The 20,622-nt window shown below is 62.1% G+C and carries 17 protein-coding genes and 1 riboswitch; of the genes, 3 read left to right on the top strand and 14 right to left on the bottom strand.

All coding sequences use genetic code 11. The features are described from left to right. Positions 1–3: 3 nt before the first annotated feature. The 5 genes from HHL25_RS17690 to epmA form a co-directional block, all read right to left on the bottom strand. Positions 4–912: an amino acid--[acyl-carrier-protein] ligase gene (locus HHL25_RS17690; protein WP_169594103.1), complete on the bottom strand. Its 909-nt coding sequence runs from the start codon at positions 910–912 to the stop codon at positions 4–6. Positions 913–917: 5 nt separating this feature from the next. After that, a complete protein-coding gene (locus HHL25_RS17685; protein WP_169594101.1) occupies positions 918–2,099 on the bottom strand; it encodes an acyl-CoA dehydrogenase family protein in 1,182 nt (393 codons plus the stop codon). Next, the gene (locus tag HHL25_RS17680; RefSeq protein ID WP_169594099.1) at positions 2,099–2,350 is read right to left on the bottom strand and encodes an acyl carrier protein; all 252 of its coding nucleotides are present in this window, start codon (positions 2,348–2,350) and stop codon (positions 2,099–2,101) included. Before HHL25_RS17680 ends, HHL25_RS17685 begins: the two co-directional genes overlap by 1 nt. A gap of 187 nt (positions 2,351–2,537) precedes the next feature. After that, positions 2,538–3,578, bottom strand: a complete 1,041-nt coding sequence (locus tag HHL25_RS17675) for a lysine-2,3-aminomutase-like protein (RefSeq protein WP_169594097.1) — start codon at positions 3,576–3,578, stop codon at positions 2,538–2,540. After that, positions 3,575–4,639 carry an EF-P lysine aminoacylase EpmA gene (gene epmA, locus HHL25_RS17670; RefSeq protein ID WP_169594095.1) on the bottom strand — a complete coding sequence of 355 codons (1,065 nt, stop codon included), beginning with the start codon at positions 4,637–4,639 and terminating at the stop codon, positions 3,575–3,577. The genes HHL25_RS17675 and epmA overlap by 4 nt, the downstream gene beginning before the upstream one ends. Before the next feature lie 147 nt (positions 4,640–4,786). Here epmA and efp point away from each other — a divergent pair, with 147 nt between their 5' ends. Further along, on the top strand, positions 4,787–5,356 hold the full coding sequence (gene efp / locus HHL25_RS17665) for an elongation factor P (protein WP_169594093.1): 570 nt from the start codon (positions 4,787–4,789) through the stop codon (positions 5,354–5,356). Positions 5,357–5,487: 131 nt separating this feature from the next. On the opposite strand, the gene HHL25_RS17660 is transcribed toward efp, so the two are convergent. Then, positions 5,488–6,972: an NAD-dependent succinate-semialdehyde dehydrogenase gene (locus tag HHL25_RS17660; RefSeq protein WP_169594091.1), complete on the bottom strand. Its 1,485-nt coding sequence runs from the start codon at positions 6,970–6,972 to the stop codon at positions 5,488–5,490. Further along, the gene (locus HHL25_RS17655) at positions 6,969–8,255 is read right to left on the bottom strand and encodes a 4-aminobutyrate--2-oxoglutarate transaminase (RefSeq protein ID WP_169594089.1); all 1,287 of its coding nucleotides are present in this window, start codon (positions 8,253–8,255) and stop codon (positions 6,969–6,971) included. The genes HHL25_RS17660 and HHL25_RS17655 overlap by 4 nt, the downstream gene beginning before the upstream one ends. Before the next feature lie 159 nt (positions 8,256–8,414). On the opposite strand from HHL25_RS17655, the gene HHL25_RS17650 reads away from it, so the two are divergent. Next, positions 8,415–9,245, top strand: coding sequence for a cupin domain-containing protein (locus tag HHL25_RS17650; protein ID WP_169594087.1), 831 nt, complete (start codon positions 8,415–8,417; stop codon positions 9,243–9,245). Between the two features lie 115 nt (positions 9,246–9,360). Here HHL25_RS17650 and HHL25_RS17645 read toward each other — a convergent pair whose 3' ends face one another. The 6 genes from HHL25_RS17645 to HHL25_RS17620 all read right to left on the bottom strand — a co-directional run bounded on the left by HHL25_RS17645 (position 9,361) and on the right by HHL25_RS17620 (position 17,941). Beyond that, a complete protein-coding gene (locus HHL25_RS17645; protein WP_169594085.1) occupies positions 9,361–10,797 on the bottom strand; it encodes an efflux transporter outer membrane subunit in 1,437 nt (478 codons plus the stop codon). Between the two features lie 135 nt (positions 10,798–10,932). Beyond that, entirely contained in the window at positions 10,933–14,046 is a 3,114-nt protein-coding gene (locus tag HHL25_RS17640; protein WP_169594083.1) for an efflux RND transporter permease subunit, read from the bottom strand. A gap of 41 nt (positions 14,047–14,087) precedes the next feature. Then, positions 14,088–15,308 (bottom strand): efflux RND transporter periplasmic adaptor subunit, encoded by a 1,221-nt coding sequence (locus HHL25_RS17635; protein WP_169594081.1) that lies wholly within the window; start codon positions 15,306–15,308, stop codon positions 14,088–14,090. A 159-nt stretch (positions 15,309–15,467) separates the two neighbouring features. Next, positions 15,468–16,028 carry a TetR/AcrR family transcriptional regulator gene (locus tag HHL25_RS17630; protein ID WP_315853094.1) on the bottom strand — a complete coding sequence of 187 codons (561 nt, stop codon included), beginning with the start codon at positions 16,026–16,028 and terminating at the stop codon, positions 15,468–15,470. A gap of 114 nt (positions 16,029–16,142) precedes the next feature. Next, a complete protein-coding gene (locus HHL25_RS17625; RefSeq protein ID WP_169594077.1) occupies positions 16,143–17,093 on the bottom strand; it encodes a phosphoribosylaminoimidazolesuccinocarboxamide synthase in 951 nt (316 codons plus the stop codon). Between the two features lie 194 nt (positions 17,094–17,287). Beyond that, a complete protein-coding gene (locus HHL25_RS17620) occupies positions 17,288–17,941 on the bottom strand; it encodes an energy-coupling factor ABC transporter permease (RefSeq protein ID WP_169594075.1) in 654 nt (217 codons plus the stop codon). 52 nt (positions 17,942–17,993) lie between these two features. Continuing rightward, a riboswitch (cobalamin riboswitch) is annotated at positions 17,994–18,208 on the bottom strand. 160 nt (positions 18,209–18,368) lie between these two features. On the opposite strand from HHL25_RS17620, the gene HHL25_RS17615 reads away from it, so the two are divergent. Then, a complete protein-coding gene (locus HHL25_RS17615; RefSeq protein ID WP_169594073.1) occupies positions 18,369–18,584 on the top strand; it encodes a hypothetical protein in 216 nt (71 codons plus the stop codon). 68 nt (positions 18,585–18,652) lie between these two features. Here HHL25_RS17615 and HHL25_RS17610 read toward each other — a convergent pair whose 3' ends face one another. Then, entirely contained in the window at positions 18,653–20,083 is a 1,431-nt protein-coding gene (locus HHL25_RS17610; protein ID WP_169594071.1) for an aldehyde dehydrogenase family protein, read from the bottom strand. Positions 20,084–20,622: the final 539 nt, after the last annotated feature.

Below are 20,622 nucleotides of genomic sequence, written 5' to 3'. Positions count from 1 at the left end.
AGATCAGCCCCAGAGTGCCTTGCGAACGGGGGCGGGCCACTGGTCGACGTCGAGACCGTGATGGTGGAACAGCGCGAGCGCGATGCGCTCGAGGCCGAAGCCGACGCAAGCCGTGTGGGCGACCGAGCCGTCGGCCAGGTTGAGGCCCCACTTCGTGCCGAAGGCATCCTGATGATAGTTGAAGCTCATGCAGGCGGTCGGCTTGGCGACGGAGGTGATCGGGATCAGCAGCTCGAACTTCAGGTTCTGGTCGCGCTGGTTGTTGGCGAGCATCTTGCCGGCACGGCCGAAGAACGGATCGTTGGCGACGTCGATCTCCACCGGCAGGCCGACCTCGGCCATGATCTTCTGGCCGCGATCCATCCAGGTCTGGCGGAAATCGGTGACCTGCTCCTGGCTGCCCATGCAGACATATTCGCGCATGCGGAACAGCTGCTGACGGGCCGGATCGTTCGACGGCTCGTGACGGAAGCAATAGGACTGCAGGTCGTAGAGGCCGCCCTTTTCCGGCAGGTTGCCGCGTTTGGCGATCGTCGGATAGAGCGGGTAGCAGGCCGCCGGCGTCAGGACGATGTCGGTCGCCTTTTGCTCGGCCGTCCAGTCCTCGTCGGCATCCATGCATTTCAGCAGGCCGATATGGTCAAGTTCGTTGCCGCAGAAGCTGTGCACCGTGCCAGCGAGCTGCGGAAAGCTCTTCATGTAGCCGCTCTTTTCGAAATAGGCGCGGTTCATGCCCGGCGGAAAGCGGATGGCTTCTGCGCCGTCGCCCGCACCATAGCGGTCGATGAGCCGCTCGAAGGCGGCGATCACGTCTTCGAAGCGGCCGCCGCGACCATAGAGGCCGTCCACACCGGTTTCGATCAGCAGGCCGCTCTCGAAGAGGCGGTCCAGAAAGCTCGTCTGCATATCCATCGATCTCACCCCAGCAAACCTGTTTCCTGTTTATGGACGAGCAGCATGTTCGACGTGTTCGCGAGAATGCGATCGTTCGAGATCATGAGCTCGGCGGAATGGGCATCGCGGAGATGGCGACCGAGACTGTAGGGGGTCCCGTTCTTGTATCCGAGAATGCCGCAGACGCGCATGGCCTGGTTGATGATCGGAAGGATCATCTCGGAGGATGCGATCTTGACGTTGTTCATTGCGACGGCGAAGCCCATGGACGACAGGCGATCCTGATCCTGGCGGGCTTCCTCGAAGGAGCGCAGTCCGTTGACGATGTTGGAGCGCACGGCTTGGAGCTGGCTCGACATCTCGGCCAGCTGAACGAGTCCGGGCGGCTGGGTGCCGGGTGCCTTGCGTGCGGCGGCGCGGACGAAATTCTGGGCGCGGGCGAAGGCGTCCACGGCGATGCCGTACCACAGCGAGCTCCACAGCAGATGGGCGCTTGCCAACATCGACTGGGCGGCGATTTCGGCGAAGGGCTGGGGCAGGATCTGCTCGGCCGGTGCTTCGCCGCGGAAGATGAAGCCATCCGAGCAGGTGCCGCGCATGCCGAGGGTGTCCCAGGTCTGGGTGTGCTCGAGCGTGTACTGCTCTTTCAGGAAGACGGTCATGACCTGGTCGGACGACGCTGCGTCCTTGTGGCTGCGGGAGGTGATCAGGATGGCGTCGCAGTCGGCGCCGTAGGAGATGACGGTCGCATCCTTCTCAAGGTAGCAGCGGCCGTCCTTAACCTCGATCGCGCAGATGCTGTTGCGCATGTTGCCGCCGATGCCGGCTTCTGTCGTCGCGGAGCCAAGCAACAGCTGCTCGGCTACCACGCGACGCATGAAGTTGCGGTGCCAGTCCGCCTCGGTACCATGGCAGACGAGGCTCGATGCCTTGATCTGATGCATGGCAAAGATCATGGCGCTCGAAGCGCAAGACTGTCCGAGGATGGTGCAGACTTCGGCGATCTCCGAAGTGGAGAGGCCTTCGCCGCCGAACTCGACGGGGATCATGATGCCCATCAGCTTCTCGGCCTTCATCGCATCGATCGCTTCACGGGGGAAGCGACCGACCTTATCAACTTCATCCGCATAGGCGGCCGCAACCGTTGCGACGCGCATAGCGCGAGCCTTGAGGCTCTTTTCGACGGATTTGCTCGAGAGGTCCATCAGGCGACCTTCCTGTCCTCGAGAATGGACGTGACCGTGCCTTCGATGGCGGCAATGCTGGCAAAGGACTTGCGGTTCAGCAGGTGGTCCGGAAACTCGATGTCGAAGGCTTCTTCAAGGCCGAGCATCAGCTGTACGGAAGCAAATGAGGAGAGCCCCGCCGCATAAAGATCGGCGTCATTGGCGAGGGTGTCGACGGAAACCGGCAGGCCGCCGAGTTTCGTCAACAAGGTACGGATCGTTTCGTTCATGTACTTCCCCTTCCCGGATACTATTCTTCCAAAATGTTGGATGATTTCTTAGGCTCGAAAGCATAAGATTCCGCTAAATGCCGTAGTTAAGGAAAACTGAGCGGTTTGACTGAGCGCAGACACGCGGCGAAAGAGAGTGCTCCGGAGGCCTCCGAAGTGCGTTCAGGACCGGAATTTCATCGCAGATTCAGGGATAGGAACGCTCCGCGCCGAGGCGATCGAGGACCGCGTATCGGCCGGGTTCGATCTCCTTCAGGCTGTCGTCGCCGACGGCCACCTTGCCATGTCCGCCCGGCAGGTCGAGGATGTAGGTCGGGATGCAGAGCCCTGAAACCTTGCTGCGCAGCGCGCGCAAGATCGCCTGTCCCTCGGCGATCGTCAGGCGGAAGTGGCTCGTTCCGGGCGCAAGGTCCGGATGGTGCAAATAGTACGGTTTGACCCGGGTCTCGACGAAGGCCCGCATGAGATCGGCGAGCACGTCCGGTTCGTCGTTGATCCCCTTCAGCAGGACGCTCTGGCTGACCATCACGACGCCTGCGTCGATCAGACGCGTGCATGCCTGACGGGCTGCAGGGGTCATCTCGCGCGGATGATTGGCATGGAGGGCCACATAGACCGTCTTGCCGCCGATCTTCAGTGCCTCGATCATCTCCGCGCTGATGCGATCGGGGTCCACGACCGGGACCCGGCTGTGGACACGCAGGATCTTCACGTGCGGCATCGTTGCCAGCCTCTTCGTGATCTCTCTCAGGCGGCGCGGCGAGAGCACGAGCGGATCTCCGCCGGTCAGGATGACCTCCCAGATTTCCGGATGCGCACCGATGTAGTCGAGCGCCTTTTCCAGCGCTGCGGGCGCCAGGTTTCCGTCGCCCTGCGGGCCGACCATCTCGCGCCGGAAACAGAAGCGGCAGTAGACGGGGCAGACATGCACCGCCTTCAGGAGGACTCTATCCGGGTAGCGGTGGACGATGCCTTCGACCGGGCTGTGGGCGTGATCCCCGATTGGGTCGGCGCGTTCCTCCGGCGTCTCTTTCAGTTCTTCGGGGCGCGGGATGTATTGCAGTGCGATCGGATCTGTCGGGTCGAACTTGTCGATCAAGGCAGCGACGGTCGGCGTCAGAGCGACGGCATAGCGCGCGGCAACAGGTTCGATCGCGCCACGCTCTTCCTCGGCGACGAGCCCTGCGCCGACGAGGTCGTCGATGCTATGCAGGCTTGACGATCTCACCGGCCCGTCTCCGCGACCGGTGCCCACATCACCTGGTCGATGCTTAATGCGCCGGTTGCCAGCATCACAAGGCGGTCGAAACCGAGGGCAATGCCGGAGGCATCCGGCATGATAGCCAGCGCTTCGAGAAAGTCCTCGTCGAGCGGATAGGTTTCTCCATAGACGCGTTGCTTCTCCGCCATCTCCGCCTCGAAGCGCCGGCGTTGCTCGTCCGCATCGGTCAGTTCGCCGAAGGCGTTGGCGAGCTCGACGCCGCAGGCATAGAGTTCGAAGCGTTCCGCGACCCTTGGATCCCTTGCGCTGGGGCGGGCAAGGGCGGCCTCGCAGACCGGGTATTCGTCGAGGATGGTCGTGCGGCCGAAACCCAGATGCGGCTCGACCTTTTCGACGATCACGCGGCTGAACATATCCGCCCAGGTGTCATCTCCGGCCACGCGGATGCCTGCGTTGCGAAGTTCGGAGGCGAGGTGGTTGTGGTCGGTCGATCCATCGGCGGAGACGGACGCCAGCAGGTCGATCCCGGCATGGCGATCGAAGGCTTCGGCGACCGACAGGCGCTCCGGCTCGAGGAAGGGATCGCAGCGCTGACCGCGATAGGTAAAACCGCGCGTCTTCATCGTCTCGGCCGAGAGGGCAAGAAGGGCCGCGCAGTCCCTCATCAGGGCTTCGTAGCTTTCGCCGGTGCGATACCATTCGAGCATCGTGAATTCGGGGTGGTGCAGAGGCCCGCGTTCTCGATTGCGGTACACATGGGCGAAACAGGAGATGCGCGGCTCGCCCGCGGCCAGCAGTTTCTTGCAGGCGAACTCCGGCGAGGTGTGAAGATAGAGCGGTGAGGCAATGCCGTCATTGCCGATCGCCTCGGTGGCGAAAGCATGCAGGTGTGCCTCGTTGCCGGGGGAAACCTGCAACGTCGCCGTATCGACTTCGATAAAGTCGCGTTCGGCGAAGTATCGGCGAAAGGCTGCCTGGATCGCGTTGCGGCCAAGCAGGAAGGGGCGTCGGTCGGCATGGGCCGACGGCGTCCACCAGGCGGCTGAGGAGCGATGGCGATCGTTCATTCCGGCTTTCTCGGTCCTTGTTGCAACACGGGCTGGCTATTTCGCCGATTTTGGGTTAGTTGCGCCCAGGAAAGTTTCAAAGAAGACGTCGACTGGGACAGTGTGTCGTCCTTTACGACGGGCCTTTTGCAGTTACAAGGAATTCCAATGGTCAAGGTCATCGCCTCTTCGGTCCGCAAGGGCAACGTTCTCGACGTGGACGGCAAGCTCTACGTCGTGCTCACTGCCCAGAACTTCCACCCCGGCAAGGGCACGCCTGTCACCCAGGTCGACATGCGCCGCATCGTCGACGGTGTGAAGGTGTCCGAACGCTGGCGCACGACCGAGCAGGTCGAACGTGCATTCGTCGAAGACCTGAACTTCCAGTTCCTCTACGAGGATGGCGAAGGCTTCCACTTCATGAACCCGGAAAGCTATGATCAGGTCGTCGTCGATGTCGACACGATGGGTGATCAGAAGGCCTATCTCCAGGAAGGCATGACCTGCGTTCTGTCCATCCACGAAGGCGTGCCGCTCGCCATCGAACTGCCGCGTCACGTGACGCTGGAAATCACCGAGACCGAGCCGGTCGTCAAGGGGCAGACGGCTTCGTCGTCCTACAAGCCGGCCATACTGTCGAACGGCATCCGCACCTTGGTGCCGCCGCATATCGACGCCGGTACCCGCGTTGTCATCGCGACCGAAGACAACTCCTACGTCGAGCGCGCCAAGAACTGATTTCCGATTCTCATTCGATCTGACGAAAAGGCCCGGCCGCCACAGGCGCCGGGCCTTTTTCTTGTGGTCCAAACACGCAAAAAAATCCCCGGCGCGAGGGCCGGGGATCCTTTGTTCAATGGGCCTGCGGCTTATTCGATGCCGCCGAGGCACATGTATTTCAGTTCCGTGTAGTCATCGATGCCGTATTTCGAGCCTTCGCGGCCAAGGCCGGACTGCTTGATGCCGCCGAACGGAGCGACTTCGGTCGAGATCAGGCCGGTGTTGATGCCGACCATGCCGTATTCCAGCGCCTCGGCGACGCGGAAGATCTTGGCCACGTCCTTCGAGTAGAAATAGGAGGCGAGACCGAACTCGGTGTTGTTGGCGAGTTCGATGACTTCCTCTTCCGTTTCGAACTTGAAGAGCGGCGCAACCGGGCCGAAGGTTTCTTCAACGGCAACCTTCATGTCGGAAGTGACGCCGGTCAGGATCGTCGGCTGGAAGAACAGGCCGCCCTGGTCGGCCGGCTTGCCGCCGACGGCGACCTTGGCGCCCTTGGAGACGGCGTCGGACACATGTTCCTCGACCTTCTTCAGGGCGTTGGTATCGATCAGCGGACCGGTGGTCACGCCTTCCGCGAAGCCGTCACCCACCTTCATCTTGCCGACGCGCTCGGCGAGCTTGGCGGCAAAGGCGTCATAGACGCCCGACTGAACGTAAAGACGGTTGGCGCAAACGCAGGTCTGGCCGGCATTGCGGTACTTCGAGATCATCGCGCCTTCGACCGCGGCGTCGAGATCCGCATCGTCGAAGACGATGAACGGAGCGTTGCCGCCCAGTTCCAGGCCGAGCTTCATGATCTGGTCGGCACCCTGGCGCATCAGGATGCGGCCCACATTGGTCGAGCCGGTGAAGGTCAGCTTGCGGACCTTGTCGTTTTCGCAGAACTCCTTGCCCACCATGGCGGCGTCGGTCGAGGTGACGACCGAGAAAACGCCGAGCGGCAGGCCCGCGCGTTCGGCAAGGATGGCAAGCGCCAGCGCCGAGAGCGGGGTCTGGGCGGCCGGCTTCGAAACCATGCTGCAACCGACGGCGACGGCGGGAGCCATCTTGCGGGCCAGCATGGCGTTCGGGAAGTTCCACGGCGTGATTGCACCGACCACGCCGACGGGCTGGCGGATGACGATCAGCCGCTTGTCTGCCTGATGGCCCGGAATGGTATCGCCATAGACGCGCTTGGCTTCTTCGCCGAACCATTCCACGTAGGATGCGCCATAGAGGATTTCGCCGCGGGCTTCAGGCCAGGGCTTGCCCATTTCCATGGTCAGGATGGTTGCCAGGTCGTCTGCATTGGCAACCATCAGGTCGTAAAGCTTGCGAAGGATGCCGGCGCGTTCCTTGCCGGTCTTCTTCGCCCATGCCTTCTGCGCCTTGTCTGCTGCTTCGATCGCGCGGGCTACCTCTGCCTTGCCGAGATCCGGCAGAACGGCGATCACGTCGCCGTTTGCAGGGTTGGTGACTTCGAAGGTCTTACCGCTGTCGGACTTCGCCAGCCACTCGGTGCCGACAAGAGCCTTGTCGGTCGCGAGCGATGCGTCCTTGAGCTTGGATGTGAGAACGGTCGAAATGGTCACTTCTTGGCCTCGCTTGCGCATTCGCGGATGGATGCTTCGATGATGTCGAGTGCTTCGTTGAAAACCTCGTCCTGGATGGTGATCGGCGACAGGAAGCGGACAACGTTGCCGTAAACGCCGCAGGTCAGCAGGATCAGGCCCTTTTCGAGTGCCTTCAGGCGGATGGCATTGGTGAGGTCCGGGTTCGGCTTGGTGGAGCCGGCCTGGCCGAATTCGACCGCGACCATGAAGCCCGGGCCACGGATGTCGGAGATTTCCGGCACGTCGGCGCGGAGAGCTTCAAGGCGCTGCTTCAGGCGGCCACCGAGCTGGTTGGCGCGGTCGCACAGCTTTTCTTCCTCGATGACGTCGAGAACGGCATGGGCTGCAGCAATCGCCAGCGGGTTGCCGGCATAGGTGCCGCCAAGGCCGCCCGGGCCGGGGGCGTCCATCAGTTCGGCGCGGCCGGTGACGGCGGACAGCGGGAAGCCGCCGGCCAGGCTCTTCGCCATGGTCATCAGGTCGGGCTGGACGTCATAGTTTTCCATGCCGAAAACCTTGCCGGTACGGGCAAAGCCGGTCTGGACTTCGTCGGCGATCAGCAGGATGCCATGCTCGTCGCAAAGCTGGCGCACGGCCTTCATCAGAGCGCGCGGCACTTCGTAGAAGCCGCCTTCGCCCTGCACCGGCTCGAGAATGATCGCGGCGACGCGCTTCGGGTCGACGTCAGCCTTGAACAGCTTGTCGAGAACGTCGAGCGATTCCTCGACGCTGATGCCGTGCAGTTCGATCGGGAAGGGGACGTGGAAGACGTCGCCCATCATCTGGCCGAAACCGACCTTGTAGGGAACGACCTTGCCGGTGAGCGCCATGCCCATGAAGGTGCGGCCGTGGAAGGCGCCGGTGAAGGCGATGACGGCCGAGCGGCCGGTGGCGCAACGCGCGATCTTGACCGCGTTCTCGACGGCTTCAGCGCCGGTGGTCGCGAAAATCGTCTTCTTCGGGCCAGCGATCGGAACCATCTTGTTCAGCCGCTCGGCGAGCGCGACATAGTTCTCGTAGGGCATGACCTGATGGCAGGTGTGGGTGAAGCAGTCGAGCTGCTTCTTGACGGCGTCGATGACCTTCGGGTGGCGATGGCCGGTGTTGAGAACCGCGATGCCGCCGGCGAAGTCGATGTAGCGGCGGCCCTCGACGTCCCATACCTCGGCGTTCTCCGCCTTGGCGGCGTATACCTGAGTGGTCATGCCGACGCCACGCGAGATGGCATCGTTCTTGCGAACTGCGATTTCGGAGTTCTTCATTCTCAAATTCCTCTGGTAAGCGGTTGACCCTCAGCGTCGGCCATTCTTGTTCGATCGCAAGGCTGCAATATTTCCTACATTTTTTCTGTAGACTTGCAATATGGTTTGTCGCAATTATCACACATGGCGATGACATCGCGCTGACAGGGTTCGGTCCTCATGGATGATATCCGTTTCAAGATTGCCGAAGCCGCCAGAATGGCGGGGGTTTCTCCCTCGACCTTGAGGTTATGGGAAACGCAGGACTTGATCCAGCCGATCCGCACCCCGTCGGGGCAGCGGCTCTATGATCGCGCTCTGGTCGAGCGTTTGAAGACGATCGCCTGGCTGCGCAGCGAAAAGGGCCTGAACCCCGTCGCGATCCGCGAGAATTTGCGCGATGAAGGGACGGCTGAAACGCCGTCGGGTGCCCAGGCCGTCCCGGAGGATAACGCCGATGCTGCCGAGATCCCTGTCGGACTGAAGGTCCGACGGCTCAGGCGAGACGCGGGGAAGACCCTCGAAGCGGTCGCGCAGGCGACAGGGGTGTCGTTTTCCCAGCTTTCCACGTTCGAACGAACCTCGCAGGGGCTTTCCTTCACGGCTCTGCACGGCGTCGCCGCCTTCCTCGGTACGACGATCGCGTCCCTGAGTGGTCAGGAGCGGGGGAAGGGCAAGGAGTCACTGATCCGGGATGGGAAGTGGCCCACATGGCCGACCACGTCATCCGGTGTTGCGATCCAGGTGCTCGCCGAAGGGCGCAACCAGATGGAATGCAACCGCTTCCAGCTCGCCCCAGGTGCTTCCAGCGAAGGCGCCTATCAGCATGAGGGCGAGGAGTTCATGTATGTGCTGTCGGGCAGCCTGGAGATCATCCTCGACGGTGACCAGTTCTTCGAGCTGAATGCCGGTGACAGTTTCTACTTCGAAAGTCGGCGGCCCCATTCCTGGCATAACCGGTCCGATGGCGAGACGGTGCTCATCTGGATCAACACGCCGGCCACCTTCTGACGGCTCCATCCCGGCCAACAACCGGTGTTCCCCATCCTCTTGTCTACAGCCATGAAAAAACCCGGCAACCTTTCGGTGCCGGGTCTGATCTCTCGAGCGATGCTCGACGTATGCCTCACATGGCCTTGGCGACCTTGGTGCCGCTGGTGCCCTTGGTGTCGAAGGCGTAACCGCCACCGATCGCCACGTTGAGCGCGACGTAGTCGGCCGCCATCTGCTGCACGGCAGCCGCGAGGCTTGCCTGGGCGGAGGAAACCGAGCGCTGCGCATCGAGCACGTCGAGCAGCGAAGACGCACCATCCTTGTAGCTTGCCGTCGAGAGAGACAGCGCCTCTTCGTAGGAGCGAACGGTTGCCCGAAGGGCATTCACCGTCTGGCTGTCACGATTGACGGCGGCCAATGCGTTCTCGACTTCCTCGACTGCATTCAGAACGGCGGCCTTCCAGGCGATGTACTGGACGCGAGCCGTGGAGTTGGCGATGTCGACATTGGCCTTCAGGCGCCCGCCGTCGAAGATCGGCAGGGTAAGGCTCGGGCCGAAGGACCAGGAGGTCAAGCTGCCCGTCAGGCCCTTCGTCGCGACAAAGGACGGAGAGATCGTGCCGCCGAGGGTGATCGACGGGTAGAGTTGCGCTTCGGCGACGCCGATTTCGGCCGTCGCGGCGGCCAGATCGCGTTCGGCCTTGCGGATGTCGGGGCGGTTGCGGATCAGGTCGGCCGGAACGCCTGCATTGACACTGCGGCGGGCGATCGGCTGCGGAGAGCCCTTCTGCAGGTCGCTGATCAGAGCCGAAGCCGGCAGGCCGAGCAGGGTGGCGATGTGATGCGCCGACTTGCGGAAGTTGGTTTCCAGGCCCGGCAGGTCCGCCAGCGTCTGGTTGACGAGGCCTTCCGACTGCACGACGTCAAGACGCGATGCCGCACCGGCTTCGAGCTGAAGCTTGGTCAGTTCAAGCGTTTCGCGCCGCGAAGCGAGGTTCTTCTTCGCGATGGCAATGCGCTCCTGATAGTAGCGCGCATTGATGTAGGACGTGACGAGATCCGACAGATATGAAAGCTTGGCGACGTCGGCGCTGGCATAGGCTGCGTCGAGCGAGGCGGCAGCGCCCTCCTTGGCACGGCGATACTGACCGAAGAGGTCGAGCAGCCACGAGACGCCGAGGCCGCCGCTGCTGGTCGAGGTCGTGTCCGTGGTGCGGGTCTCATAGTCGCGCGTGCCGGTCGTGCGGCTGACCGATTCCTCGGCCGAGAGGGTCAGAGACGGAAGGGCGCCCGCGCCTGCGACGACGACGTTCGCTTCCGCAGAGGTGATGCGCTCGAGCGCCTGAAGGACGTCGAGGTTCTCGGACAGGCCCTTTTCGACCAGGCCATCGAGGCGACGATCATTGAACGCCGTCCACCATGGTGCCAGCGACACGTCGCCCGCGCTCTTCTTGCCGCCTTCGGCGAACTTGTCCGGAAGCGGGGTCTGCGGCGGCGTGTGATCCGGACCGGTGACGCAACCCGAGAGCAGCAGCAGTGCTAGAGGGGCGGCTACGCGAATGGATACCATCATATTATCCTAATTATCTTGCTCGGTTTGCGTCGCGCGGCAGGCGTGTCGTCATGTCGTCCTGCCGCTTCGCCTGTCGTTCCATGAGGAATCAACTATGGTAAATATCTGATTAACGTAAAGAGTGACAGGTCATCATGACAGTGCTTCTTTCGGTTTTGCACGGGTTGTGAGCTTCCTGATGATCACGAAGAAGGACGGCACGAAGAAGATCCCGAGAAGGGTGGCCGCCAGCATGCCGCCGAGGACGCCGATGCCGATCGAGTTCTGGGCCGCAGAGCCCGCCCCCGTTGCAATGGCGAGCGGTACGACGCCGAGGATAAAGGCAAGCGAGGTCATGATGATCGGGCGCAGCCGAAGACGAGCCGCCTCGAGCGTCGCGTCGAGCAGGCTTGCTCCCTGATCCTGCCGGTCGCGGGCGAATTCGACGATCAGGATCGCGTTCTTCGCCGCCAGGCCGATCGTGGTGAGAAGGCCGACCTTGAAGTAGACGTCATTGGCCTGTCCGAAGAGGTGGGCCGCAGCGACCGCCCCGAGCACCCCGACCGGAACCGCCATGATGACGGAGAACGGAACCGACCAGCTTTCATAGAGGGCGGCAAGGCACAGGAAGACGATCAGGACAGACAGGGCGTAGAGCATCGGGGCCTGCGAACCCGAAAGCCGTTCCTGGTAGGAGATGCCCTGCCAGGCGACGGTGTAACCACCGTTCAACTGGGACGTCAGGGTTTCCATCGTGTCCATGGCGGTGCCCGAGCTCACCCCGGCGCCGGCAGCGCCGTCAAGCGAAATGGCGCTGACGCCGTTGAAGCGCGAGAGAGTCGGTGCGCCACTCACCCATTCGACGTTGCTGAACGAGGAGAACGGCACCATCTCGCCATCGCCATTGCGGGCGAACCACTGGCTGATGGCGTCGGCCTGCATGCGGTAGGGCGCATCACCCTGGACATAGACCGGCTTCAGCTCGCTGTTGAGGGTGAAATCGTTGACGTCGCGCCCGGCGAAGATCGTCGAGAGCATCGAGTTCACGGTAGCGATATCGAGACCCATTGCGCCCATCTTCTCCTGGTCGAGGAGAATCTTGAGCTGGCTTTCGGCATCCGGGTTGTTGGAGCGCAGCGAGCTGACGTTGGGGTTCGAGTTGCCCATCTGAAGCAGCTGCTTCGAAGCGGTCGTCAACGCATCGGTGCCGTTCTTGCCGCTGTCGACCAGATACATGGAGAAGCCGCTCGAAGTGCCGAGACCCGGGATTGCCGGCGGCTGGAGCGGGAACACCATGGCGTCACGCAGCGTGAAGAAGTAACCCATGGCACGCTGCACGATTGCGCCAGCCGCAAGCTCTGGCTTGGTGCGTTCGTCGAAGTCCTTCAGCTTGGCGAAGACCATTGCGTAGTTCTGGCCCTGGCCTGTGAAGCTGAAACCCGAGACGGCAAAGACGTCCTGGATCGCTTCCTTCTCGTGCTCGAGATAGTAGTCCTCGATCTTCTTGATGACTTCCTCGGTGCGAGCCGTGGTGGCGCCGTTCGGGAGCTGAACGATGGTCATCAGCACGCCCTGGTCTTCCTGCGGGAGGAAAGAGCTCGGAAGGCGGGCGAAGAACCAGGCCACACCGCCGATGACAATTGCAAACATCAGCATGACGCGGAGCGGACGATTGAGCAGGTAGCCGATGCTCGACACGTAACCCTTGGTGGTCCGATCGAAGTTGCGGTTGAACCAGGCGCCGGGACCGCGCTTTTCCTTTTCGTGATCGATCGGCTTCAGCATGGTGGCGCAGAGAGCCGGTGTGAGCACGACGGCGACGAGAGCCGACAACAGCATCGCCGAGACGATGGTGATGGAGAACTGCCGATAGATGATGCCGGTAGAGCCGCCGAAGAAGGCCATCGGGATGAACACGGCGGTCAGGACGAGCGCGATGCCGATGATGGCGCCGGTGATTTCGCCCATCGACTTTTCCGTCGCCTCCATAGGCGACAGGCCTTCCTCCGACATGATGCGCTCGACGTTCTCAACGACGACGATCGCATCGTCGACGAGGAGGCCGATCGCCAGAACCATGGCAAACATGGTCAACGTGTTGATCGAGTATCCCGTCAAGGCGAGGATGCCGAAGGTGCCAAGCAGGACGACCGGCACGGCGATCATCGGGATGAAGGTCGCGCGCAGGTTCTGCAGGAAGATCAGCAGGACGAAGAAGACCAGGACGATCGCCTCGATAAGGGTGTGAACCACCTTCTCGATCGAGAGCTGAACGAACGGCGTCGTGTCATAGGGATAGGTGATGATCACGTTTTCCGGCAGAGACGGTGCGATCGCGGCAAGCGCCGTCTTCACGCGATCGGCCGTGTCCAGCGCGTTGGCGCCGGTGGCAAGGTTCACCGCAAAGCCGGTCGCCGGGTTGCGGTTGGCGCGGGTGTTGGTGCCATAGCTTTCCTGGCCGATCTCGATGCGGGCCACATCACTCAGGCGGACAGTCGCGCCGTCGGTCTCGACCTTCAGGATGATGGATTCGAAGTCGGAAACGGTCTGCAGCTGGCTCTGGGCCGTAACGGTGACATTCAGTTGCTGGCCTTCGACGACCGGCTGGCCGCCGATCGAACCGACAGACACCTGGGTGTTCTGCGCCTGAATGGCGGCGGTGACGTCGGTCGGCGTCAGTTGGAACTTGTTGAGTTTGAAGGGGTCGAGCCAGACGCGCATGGCGTAGCCGGTGCCGAACACCTCGATGCTGCCGACGCCTTCGAGGCGTTTGATCTGGTCTTCGATCTGGGTCGCGAAGATGTCGCCGAGTTCGACCGGCTGGCGCTTGGCGTCCGTAGAGACCAGTGCGCCGACGAGCAGGATGCTCGAGGTCGAACGGGTAACGGAGATGCCGGCCGACTGAACGATGTCGGGGAGCTGCGACTGGACGAGCTGCAGCTTGTTCTGGACCTGGACCTGGGCGATGTCCGGCTCGATGCTGTTGCCGAAGGTCAGCGTGACCGAGGCCTGCCCGGTGCTGGACGACGAGGTCATGTAGCTCAGGTCATCGAGACCCGTCATGCCGTCCTCGATGATCGAGGTTACCGACTTCTCGACGGTTTCGGCGCTTGCGCCGCTATAGGATGCACTGATGCGAACGGTGGTCGGCGCGATGTCCGGATATTGCGAGATGGAGAGCGTCGAGATCGCGAGCGCGCCGCCCAGCATGATGACGATCGCGATCACCCATGCGAAAATCGGACGGTGAATGAAGAACTTGGCCATGGATTACCCCTTAGCGCCTTTGTACTGCCTGCCGAGCCCGTTCAGGGCTTCGCGGCCGGCGCTGCGTCCTGCGCCTTCGGCGCTTCGACGACGAAACCGCTCGCATCCACGGTCGCCTCGACCGGGGCGACCGTCGCACCATCGCCGATCCACTGGAAACCATCGACGATCAGCTTGTCGCCGTCGGCGATGCCATCCGTGACGAGCCAGGAATTGCCGGAAATGTGGCTGTTGACGAAGGTCCGGGTTTCAACCTTGTTCTCCGCCGTCACGAACTTCGCCGTCAATTCGCCGCGAGCGTTGCGGGTCGCGGCGCGTTGCGGGATCAGGTAGCCGTCCTCGCTGCCGACGGTGACGCTCGCGCGAACATACATGCCGGGAAGGATCAGGTTGTCCGGATTGTCGAAGACTGCGCGGATCGAGTAGGTGCCGGTCGTTTCGCTGACGGCCATTTCAGACATGTCGAGCTTGCCGGCATGCGGGTATTCGATGCCGTCTTCCAGCGTCAGGCGAATGTCGGCCGTTGCGTCATTCTCGTTCTTGTTCATTCGGCCTGCGGCGATCTCCTGGCGGAGACGAAGCAGGTTGGCACTCGATTCCGTGAGGTCTATATAGATCGGGTCAAGGCGGCGCAGCGTCATCAGTGCATCGGACTGATTGGCCGTCACGACGTTGCCGATCGAGAATTTCGACGTGTTCGTCACGCCCTCGAAGGGGGCGGTGATCTCGGTGAGGTCGAGGTTGATCTGGGACACGTTCAGCGCAGCCCGTGCCTGCGCCACGTCGGCGCGCGCCTGAAGCAGCGTCACCTTGGCGTTCTCGAACTCGATCTGGGTGGCGCCGCTGTTCACGAGACGCTCGTAGCGGGCAAGGTTCGCCTCGGCACTCGGCACACTTGCTTCGGCCTTGGCAAGGCTTGCCTTCGCCTGCGCGACTTCGGCCTGATAGGTGTCGTCCTCGATCTTGTAGAGTACGTCGCCGGCCTTCACCTCGCTGCCTTCCTTGAAGGCGATTTCCTTGATGATGCCGCTGACGCGCGGGCGGATTTCCGCGACCTGGAATGCGGATGCTCGACCCGGCAGAAGCGTGGTGAGCGGCTGAACGGCCTTCTTCAGCACCACGACGCTGACGGGTGATGGCGGGCGCTCCGCACCGGCTCCGGCACCTGCCGCACCATTGCCGGCCGTTCCGGCATCGTTGCAGCCGGCCAGGACGGCGGAGAGGAGCAGGAGGGCCGAGGTCAGCTTGATGTGTCTATTCATTGTCTTTTCCGGGTCATCAATGTGGCGGGCGATCCAGCGGTACAATAAACCGGTTCGGCTTCAAAATTAACTCCTGTTAATTCGCAGCGAGCCAGCCGACGGGAGGATCGGAAGAATTGCAAAATGTGAATTCCGGCTAGTGACGTATGGAAGAAATCGTCACTTTGCAAGCGGACTTTGCAGTGCGGCATTGATCAGCGCCACGACATCTTCGCAGCGTGTTGCCAATATGTCAGCCTTCTCGTTCGCGATCATGACGGGATGGAGAACACAGGCGAGTGCCAGGAAGGCCGCATTGGCCGCCCTGTGGCTGTCGGTGACCTTGTAGATACCTTCGGCAATGCCGGCGTCGACGATGGTGGCGAGGTCGGCCAGCAACATATCCCGATAGCGGTGACCGCATTGGAGGTCGTCCTTTGCCGTCAGGACGACCATCTCGAATATGTGGGGGTTCTCAGCCAGATCCCGCAGATGACTCTGCATGAGATGCTTGACGAACTCGAGTAGCTGCAGCGGAGCCGGCTTCTCCGTGTCGTGACCGCCAAGGCGGGCGATCATCTTCTCGATATGACGGGCCGAAATGGCGTCCACCAGGCTCGTCTTCGAATGAAAATGTTTGAAGATATTGGCCGGCGACATGCCGAGTGCGGTTGCGATGTCGGCGATCGCCACGCTGGAATAGCCACGGGTGCGAAAAAGATGCTCGGCCGTGTTGAGGATGTCCTCGCGCGTCTCGCCGGCCGGTCGGCGCGGACGCCGTGTCGGGCGCGCGCCGGGGCAGGCGCGTTCGACTTCCGCTGACCGAAGACCTTTCTGCGAGGCTGGCACCTGGTATCAACTCCCCGGGAAATAGGCGGCGAGGTTCGCCTTGACGCGCTCGCGCGGTGTTGCTTCGCGATCGTCCGGCACAAACTTGCGGCCGGTGATCGTCTCGTAGGCTCTTATATAGACCTTTGAGGTCTCCTCGACCAGTTCAACCGGGATTTCCGGAATCTCGTCCTTGTAAGGGTCGCAGCGTTCCGCCACCCAGGCGCGCACGAAATCCTTGTCGAAGCTCGCCGGGCGTTGGCCCTTCTCGAAGCTTTCCGGATAGCTGTCGGCCAGCCAGTAACGGCTGCTGTCCGGGGTGTGGATCTCGTCCGCCAGCAGGATGTTGCCGTCTGCGTCGGTGCCGAATTCGTACTTGGTGTCGACGAGGATCAGACCGCGTTCGGCCGCGAGTTTCTGGCCGCGGGCGAAGAGGGCCAGCGCATAACGTGAGACGGTGTCCCATTGTTCTTGCGTCAGAAGGCCTTCCGAGACGATCTGGGCGGCACTCAGCGGTTCGTCATGCCCACCGTCGAAGGCCTTGCTGGTCGGGGTGATGATGGGCTCGGGCAAGGCCTGGTTGTCGCGCAGACCATCCGGCAAGGTGATGCCGTACATGCTGCGCTCGCCCTTCTTGTAGAGCGTAAGGATCGAGGTGCCGGTGGTGCCGGCAAGATAGCCGCGCACGACGATCTCGACCGGAAGGATGTCGAGCCGCTTGCCGACGACGACATTGGGGTCCGGATAGTCGATGACGTGGTTCGGGCAGATGTCGGCCGTTTTCTCGAACCAGTAGCGGGCAGTCTGGGTCAGGACCTGCCCCTTGTAGGGAATGCAGGTGAGGATCCGATCGAAGGCACTGAGCCTGTCCGTGGAAATGATGATCCGGCGACCGTCGGGCAGGTCGTAGTTCTCCCGCACCTTGCCGCGGTAGTAGTTCGGCAGTTCGGGAAAGTGAGCTTCGGACAGAATGCGCAACGGCGTTACCCTTTGGTGAGCGGGTCGAAACGGCAGGCGAGCCAACCGGACCGTGGTTTTTAACCGGCCGCATGTCAAGCGCCGCCGGCTTCTGAGAGGCCGGTAGCGCAAGCGGCGGGCTTTTTCAAAGAAAAAAGCGCGGGCCATGGCCCGCGCTTCGTCTTCTCCGCTTCTTGCGGTTTGACTGCGCCCGATCAGGCGAAGGTCAGGCGGTTCACTTCCGTCATGTTGGCGACGATGCCGTTCGAACGCATGTTGCGGATCAAGGTCACCGCTGCGAATGTGATGAAGGCCTCGACGACGAAGACTGGAAAATAGGCGGCAACCCAGGTGGCCCAGTCCGTGACGGCAAAGCTGTCGTTCGAGATCATCAGCCAGAAGCCGACCATTGCTGAGACGCCGGCATAATAGACTGCATCGATGCGCAGGACCTTGCCGAGGCTGAAGCGGTCCTTGAGACCGGCGTCGAACAGTCGGCGCCCGAAGCTGTAGTGAACGGCAATCATCGGCAGCATCAGGGAGAGCGCATTGACGCCGAGATGCGGAATGTCACCCGGCTCGAACAGGAAGGCCTGCAGCACGAGGCCGAACGCGAAGCCGAGCATGGCCGGCGCAAAACCGAACAGCATGTAGATGGTGGTCGCACCGATGAGGTGCAGTTCGGAGGGGCCGACCGGCAGGTGCCAGATCTGCATCATCGCGGAAAAGCCGACGGCCGCGAGCGCTGCCTTCGGAATGTTGAGCGGGTTCCTGACGATAGCCGGAACCTGAGAGGCCACAACGGCGAGGGCGGCCGCATTTGCCAGGGCAAGGCGGATCGGGTCGATAATTCCAACTTCAATATGCATTTGTCATTCCTTTCGTCCGCGCCCACCGCGCGGTCTTTCGTGAGATGCCACGCTCGTGGCTCAGGTGATGGCAGGTCTCCTGGCTTGCGGGTCTTCGCTCTCGGTCCGCCTTATCAGCCGTCTGGCCAATGGCACTCTGGACGTCGCTCGCCGCTCACAGTTGCGGGGGCAGCCACGGTTTCGGCCCCTGATGGGTAGTCCTCACCGTATTCCCTCTTCGTCCACCTCGCCGTCCGGGTCGTTGGAACCATCACGGACACACTAATAGGACTGCCGCCACGCATCTGTCCATAAGCGTCATCTGCCATGTCGCGATTGTTGTTCGGCGTTCCTGACGAATGTCATTTTGCCGCATTGCGGCAGCCGCAACCGGTCGCTAGGGGTGACAAATATCAAGAACTGGGCGCTGCCCGGAAAGGACTGTGCGATGATTGCGAGGATGATCTATCACGTGCCGGTGTTCGGCTGGATGCTGAAGGAGGCCGTGAGCGGCCCGACCACCGCCAAGGTGCTCTTCATCGTCAACCTCTTGCTGTTGTGGCTGCTTGCGATATTCGCCTTCGGCTATCCGGCGATCATCATTCCGGCGCTTGTGGCCGTGCCGACCATGTTCGTCATCCTGATCCTGATCACCAACGGATGAAAGACAAACGGGCCGGAATTCCGGCCCGTTTCGCATTCGACTGAAGCCCGCCCCGCAGCGGCGCCGGATCAGGCCAGCGTGTACTGGGTCTTGACCGTGGTGAAGAATTCCGCGGCGTAACGGCCCTGTTCGCGCGGACCGAAGGACGAGCCCTTGCGGCCGCCGAAGGGCACGTGGAAGTCGACGCCCGCCGTCGGGAGATTGACCATCACCATGCCGGCCTCGGCGTTGCGGCGGAAATGGGTCGCATGCTTGAGGCTCGTGGTGGCAATGCCCGACGAGAGACCGAACGGGGTGTCGTTGGCAACCGAGAGCGCTTCCTCGTAGTTCTTGACGCGGATGACGGAAGCGACCGGTCCGAAGATCTCCTCGCGTGAAATGCGCATCTGGTTGCTGGCTTCGGTGAAGAGCGCCGGCTGGAGATAGAAGCCGGGCGTTTCGCGGTTCAGGCGTTCGCCGCCAAAGGCGAGCTTTGCGCCTTCCGAGCGACCGATGTCGATATAGTCGATGTCCTGCATCAACTGGCGTTCGTCGACCACCGGCCCGATATGGGTGCCGGCCTTCAGGGCATTGTCCACCGTCACCGACTTCAGGCGCTCGACCAGGGCGGCGACGAAGCGGTCATGGATGCCTTCGGTCACGATCAGGCGCGACGATGCGGTGCAGCGCTGGCCGGTCGAGAAGAAGCAGGAGTTGAGCGAGGCCTCGACTGCAACGGAAAGGTCGGCGTCGTCGAGAATGACGAAGGGGTTCTTGCCGCCCATTTCCAGCTGATACTTACGGCCATGTTCGATCGAGGAAAGAGCAACGCGCTTACCGGTGCCGACCGAACCGGTGAAGCTGATGCCGGCGAGATCCGGGCTGTCGAGCATGACCTGACCGATGACCGAGCCTTTGCCCATGACGAGGTTGAAGACGCCCTTCGGCAGTCCGGCACGATGCAGGATGTCGGCGATTGCCCAGGCGCAGCCCGGAACCAGTTCGGCCGGCTTCAGGACGACGGTGTTGCCGTAGCAGAGAGCAGGGGCGATCTTCCAGGCTGGGATTGCGATCGGAAAGTTCCACGGCGTGATGAGGCCGATCGGACCGATCGGTTCGCGGGTGATCTCGACACCGATGCCGGGGCGCACGGAGGGGAGGCTCTCGCCGGCAAGCCGCAGGCATTCGCCGGCAAAGAAGTCGAAGATCTGTGCGGCGCGGATGGTTTCGCCGATCGCTTCCGGCAGCGTCTTGCCTTCCTCGCGGGCGAGCAGCGTGCCGAGCTCTTCCTTGCGGGCTAGGATCTCGTCGCCGGTCTTCTTCAGTATGGCATGGCGTTCCAGGATGCCGGACCGCGACCAGGCGGGGAATGCGGCCTTGGCGGCGGCAATGGCAGCCCGCATGTCGTCCGGTGTGCCCTGTGCATAGAGGCCGACCACATCATTGGTGTCGGAGGGGCTGCGGTTTTCCGAGGCGTTGCCACCGACCCATTCGCCGGCGATGAGATTGTTGAATGTCATGGAGTGTCCTTCCGATCCGTGGTGTTTCGGTGATAGCCGCATGGGCCGCACCTTAAGAATTCTGGTCCGGGCGGCAAATTGTCAGGCCAGGCATGAGTTGGCAAGGCTGATATATCTGCCTTGCGCCCCTGATCGTGCCGCTCTCCCTATATATAGGCGAAGTTCGTAGTAGCGACCGGCAGCGACCAGAGAGAGGCCAGTGGCGTTCGTTTCGCGGTCAGCGTGCAGCGCCCGATGGCACTCGGAGCGGGGTACTGCCCTCTATATGATGCTGTCTCTGTCCAAAAGAGGGCTTTTGGGCACTCGGTGGCGGCCGCATCCGAGCGTGTTTCGAAATAGCTTAGTTAATTCAGTGCCTTATAGAAAAAGACAGTTTTTTGACAAAAGGCTGTTGACTGCCGGAAGAAGCGATTCTATAACCCCGCTCACTGACGAGGGCGGCGGCGCTGCTGGCGACGAAGTCCTTCGTTCTAGAGAAACTCTTCTAAATTGGCTGAGATGCTGATTGGGAAGCCGGGCTTTCGGGTTTGGCGCGAGGT

The organism is Rhizobium terricola, assembly GCF_012927355.1.
In the GTDB taxonomy this organism is placed as follows: Bacteria; Pseudomonadota; Alphaproteobacteria; order Rhizobiales; family Rhizobiaceae; genus Allorhizobium; species Allorhizobium terricola.
This window is presented reverse-complemented; position numbering and strand designations above follow the sequence as displayed.

Excerpts from the sequence above, each read along its gene's own strand:
- HHL25_RS17645 (WP_169594085.1), bottom strand. The coding sequence starts at position 10,797 with ATGGTATCCATTCGCGTAGCCGCCCCTCTAGCACTGCTGCTGCTCTCG.
- epmA (WP_169594095.1), bottom strand. The coding sequence starts at position 4,639 with ATGAACGATCGCCATCGCTCCTCAGCCGCCTGGTGGACGCCGTCGGCC.
- HHL25_RS17690 (WP_169594103.1), bottom strand. The coding sequence starts at position 912 with ATGGATATGCAGACGAGCTTTCTGGACCGCCTCTTCGAGAGCGGCCTG.
- HHL25_RS17655 (WP_169594089.1), bottom strand. The coding sequence starts at position 8,255 with ATGAAGAACTCCGAAATCGCAGTTCGCAAGAACGATGCCATCTCGCGT.
- HHL25_RS17650 (WP_169594087.1), top strand. The coding sequence starts at position 8,415 with ATGGATGATATCCGTTTCAAGATTGCCGAAGCCGCCAGAATGGCGGGG.
- HHL25_RS17610 (WP_169594071.1), bottom strand. The coding sequence starts at position 20,083 with ATGACATTCAACAATCTCATCGCCGGCGAATGGGTCGGTGGCAACGCC.
- efp (WP_169594093.1), top strand. The coding sequence starts at position 4,787 with ATGGTCAAGGTCATCGCCTCTTCGGTCCGCAAGGGCAACGTTCTCGAC.
- HHL25_RS17620 (WP_169594075.1), bottom strand. The coding sequence starts at position 17,941 with ATGCATATTGAAGTTGGAATTATCGACCCGATCCGCCTTGCCCTGGCA.
- HHL25_RS17685 (WP_169594101.1), bottom strand. The coding sequence starts at position 2,099 with ATGGACCTCTCGAGCAAATCCGTCGAAAAGAGCCTCAAGGCTCGCGCT.
- HHL25_RS17635 (WP_169594081.1), bottom strand. The coding sequence starts at position 15,308 with ATGAATAGACACATCAAGCTGACCTCGGCCCTCCTGCTCCTCTCCGCC.
- HHL25_RS17640 (WP_169594083.1), bottom strand. The coding sequence starts at position 14,046 with ATGGCCAAGTTCTTCATTCACCGTCCGATTTTCGCATGGGTGATCGCG.
- HHL25_RS17680 (WP_169594099.1), bottom strand. The coding sequence starts at position 2,350 with ATGAACGAAACGATCCGTACCTTGTTGACGAAACTCGGCGGCCTGCCG.
- HHL25_RS17615 (WP_169594073.1), top strand. The coding sequence starts at position 18,369 with ATGATTGCGAGGATGATCTATCACGTGCCGGTGTTCGGCTGGATGCTG.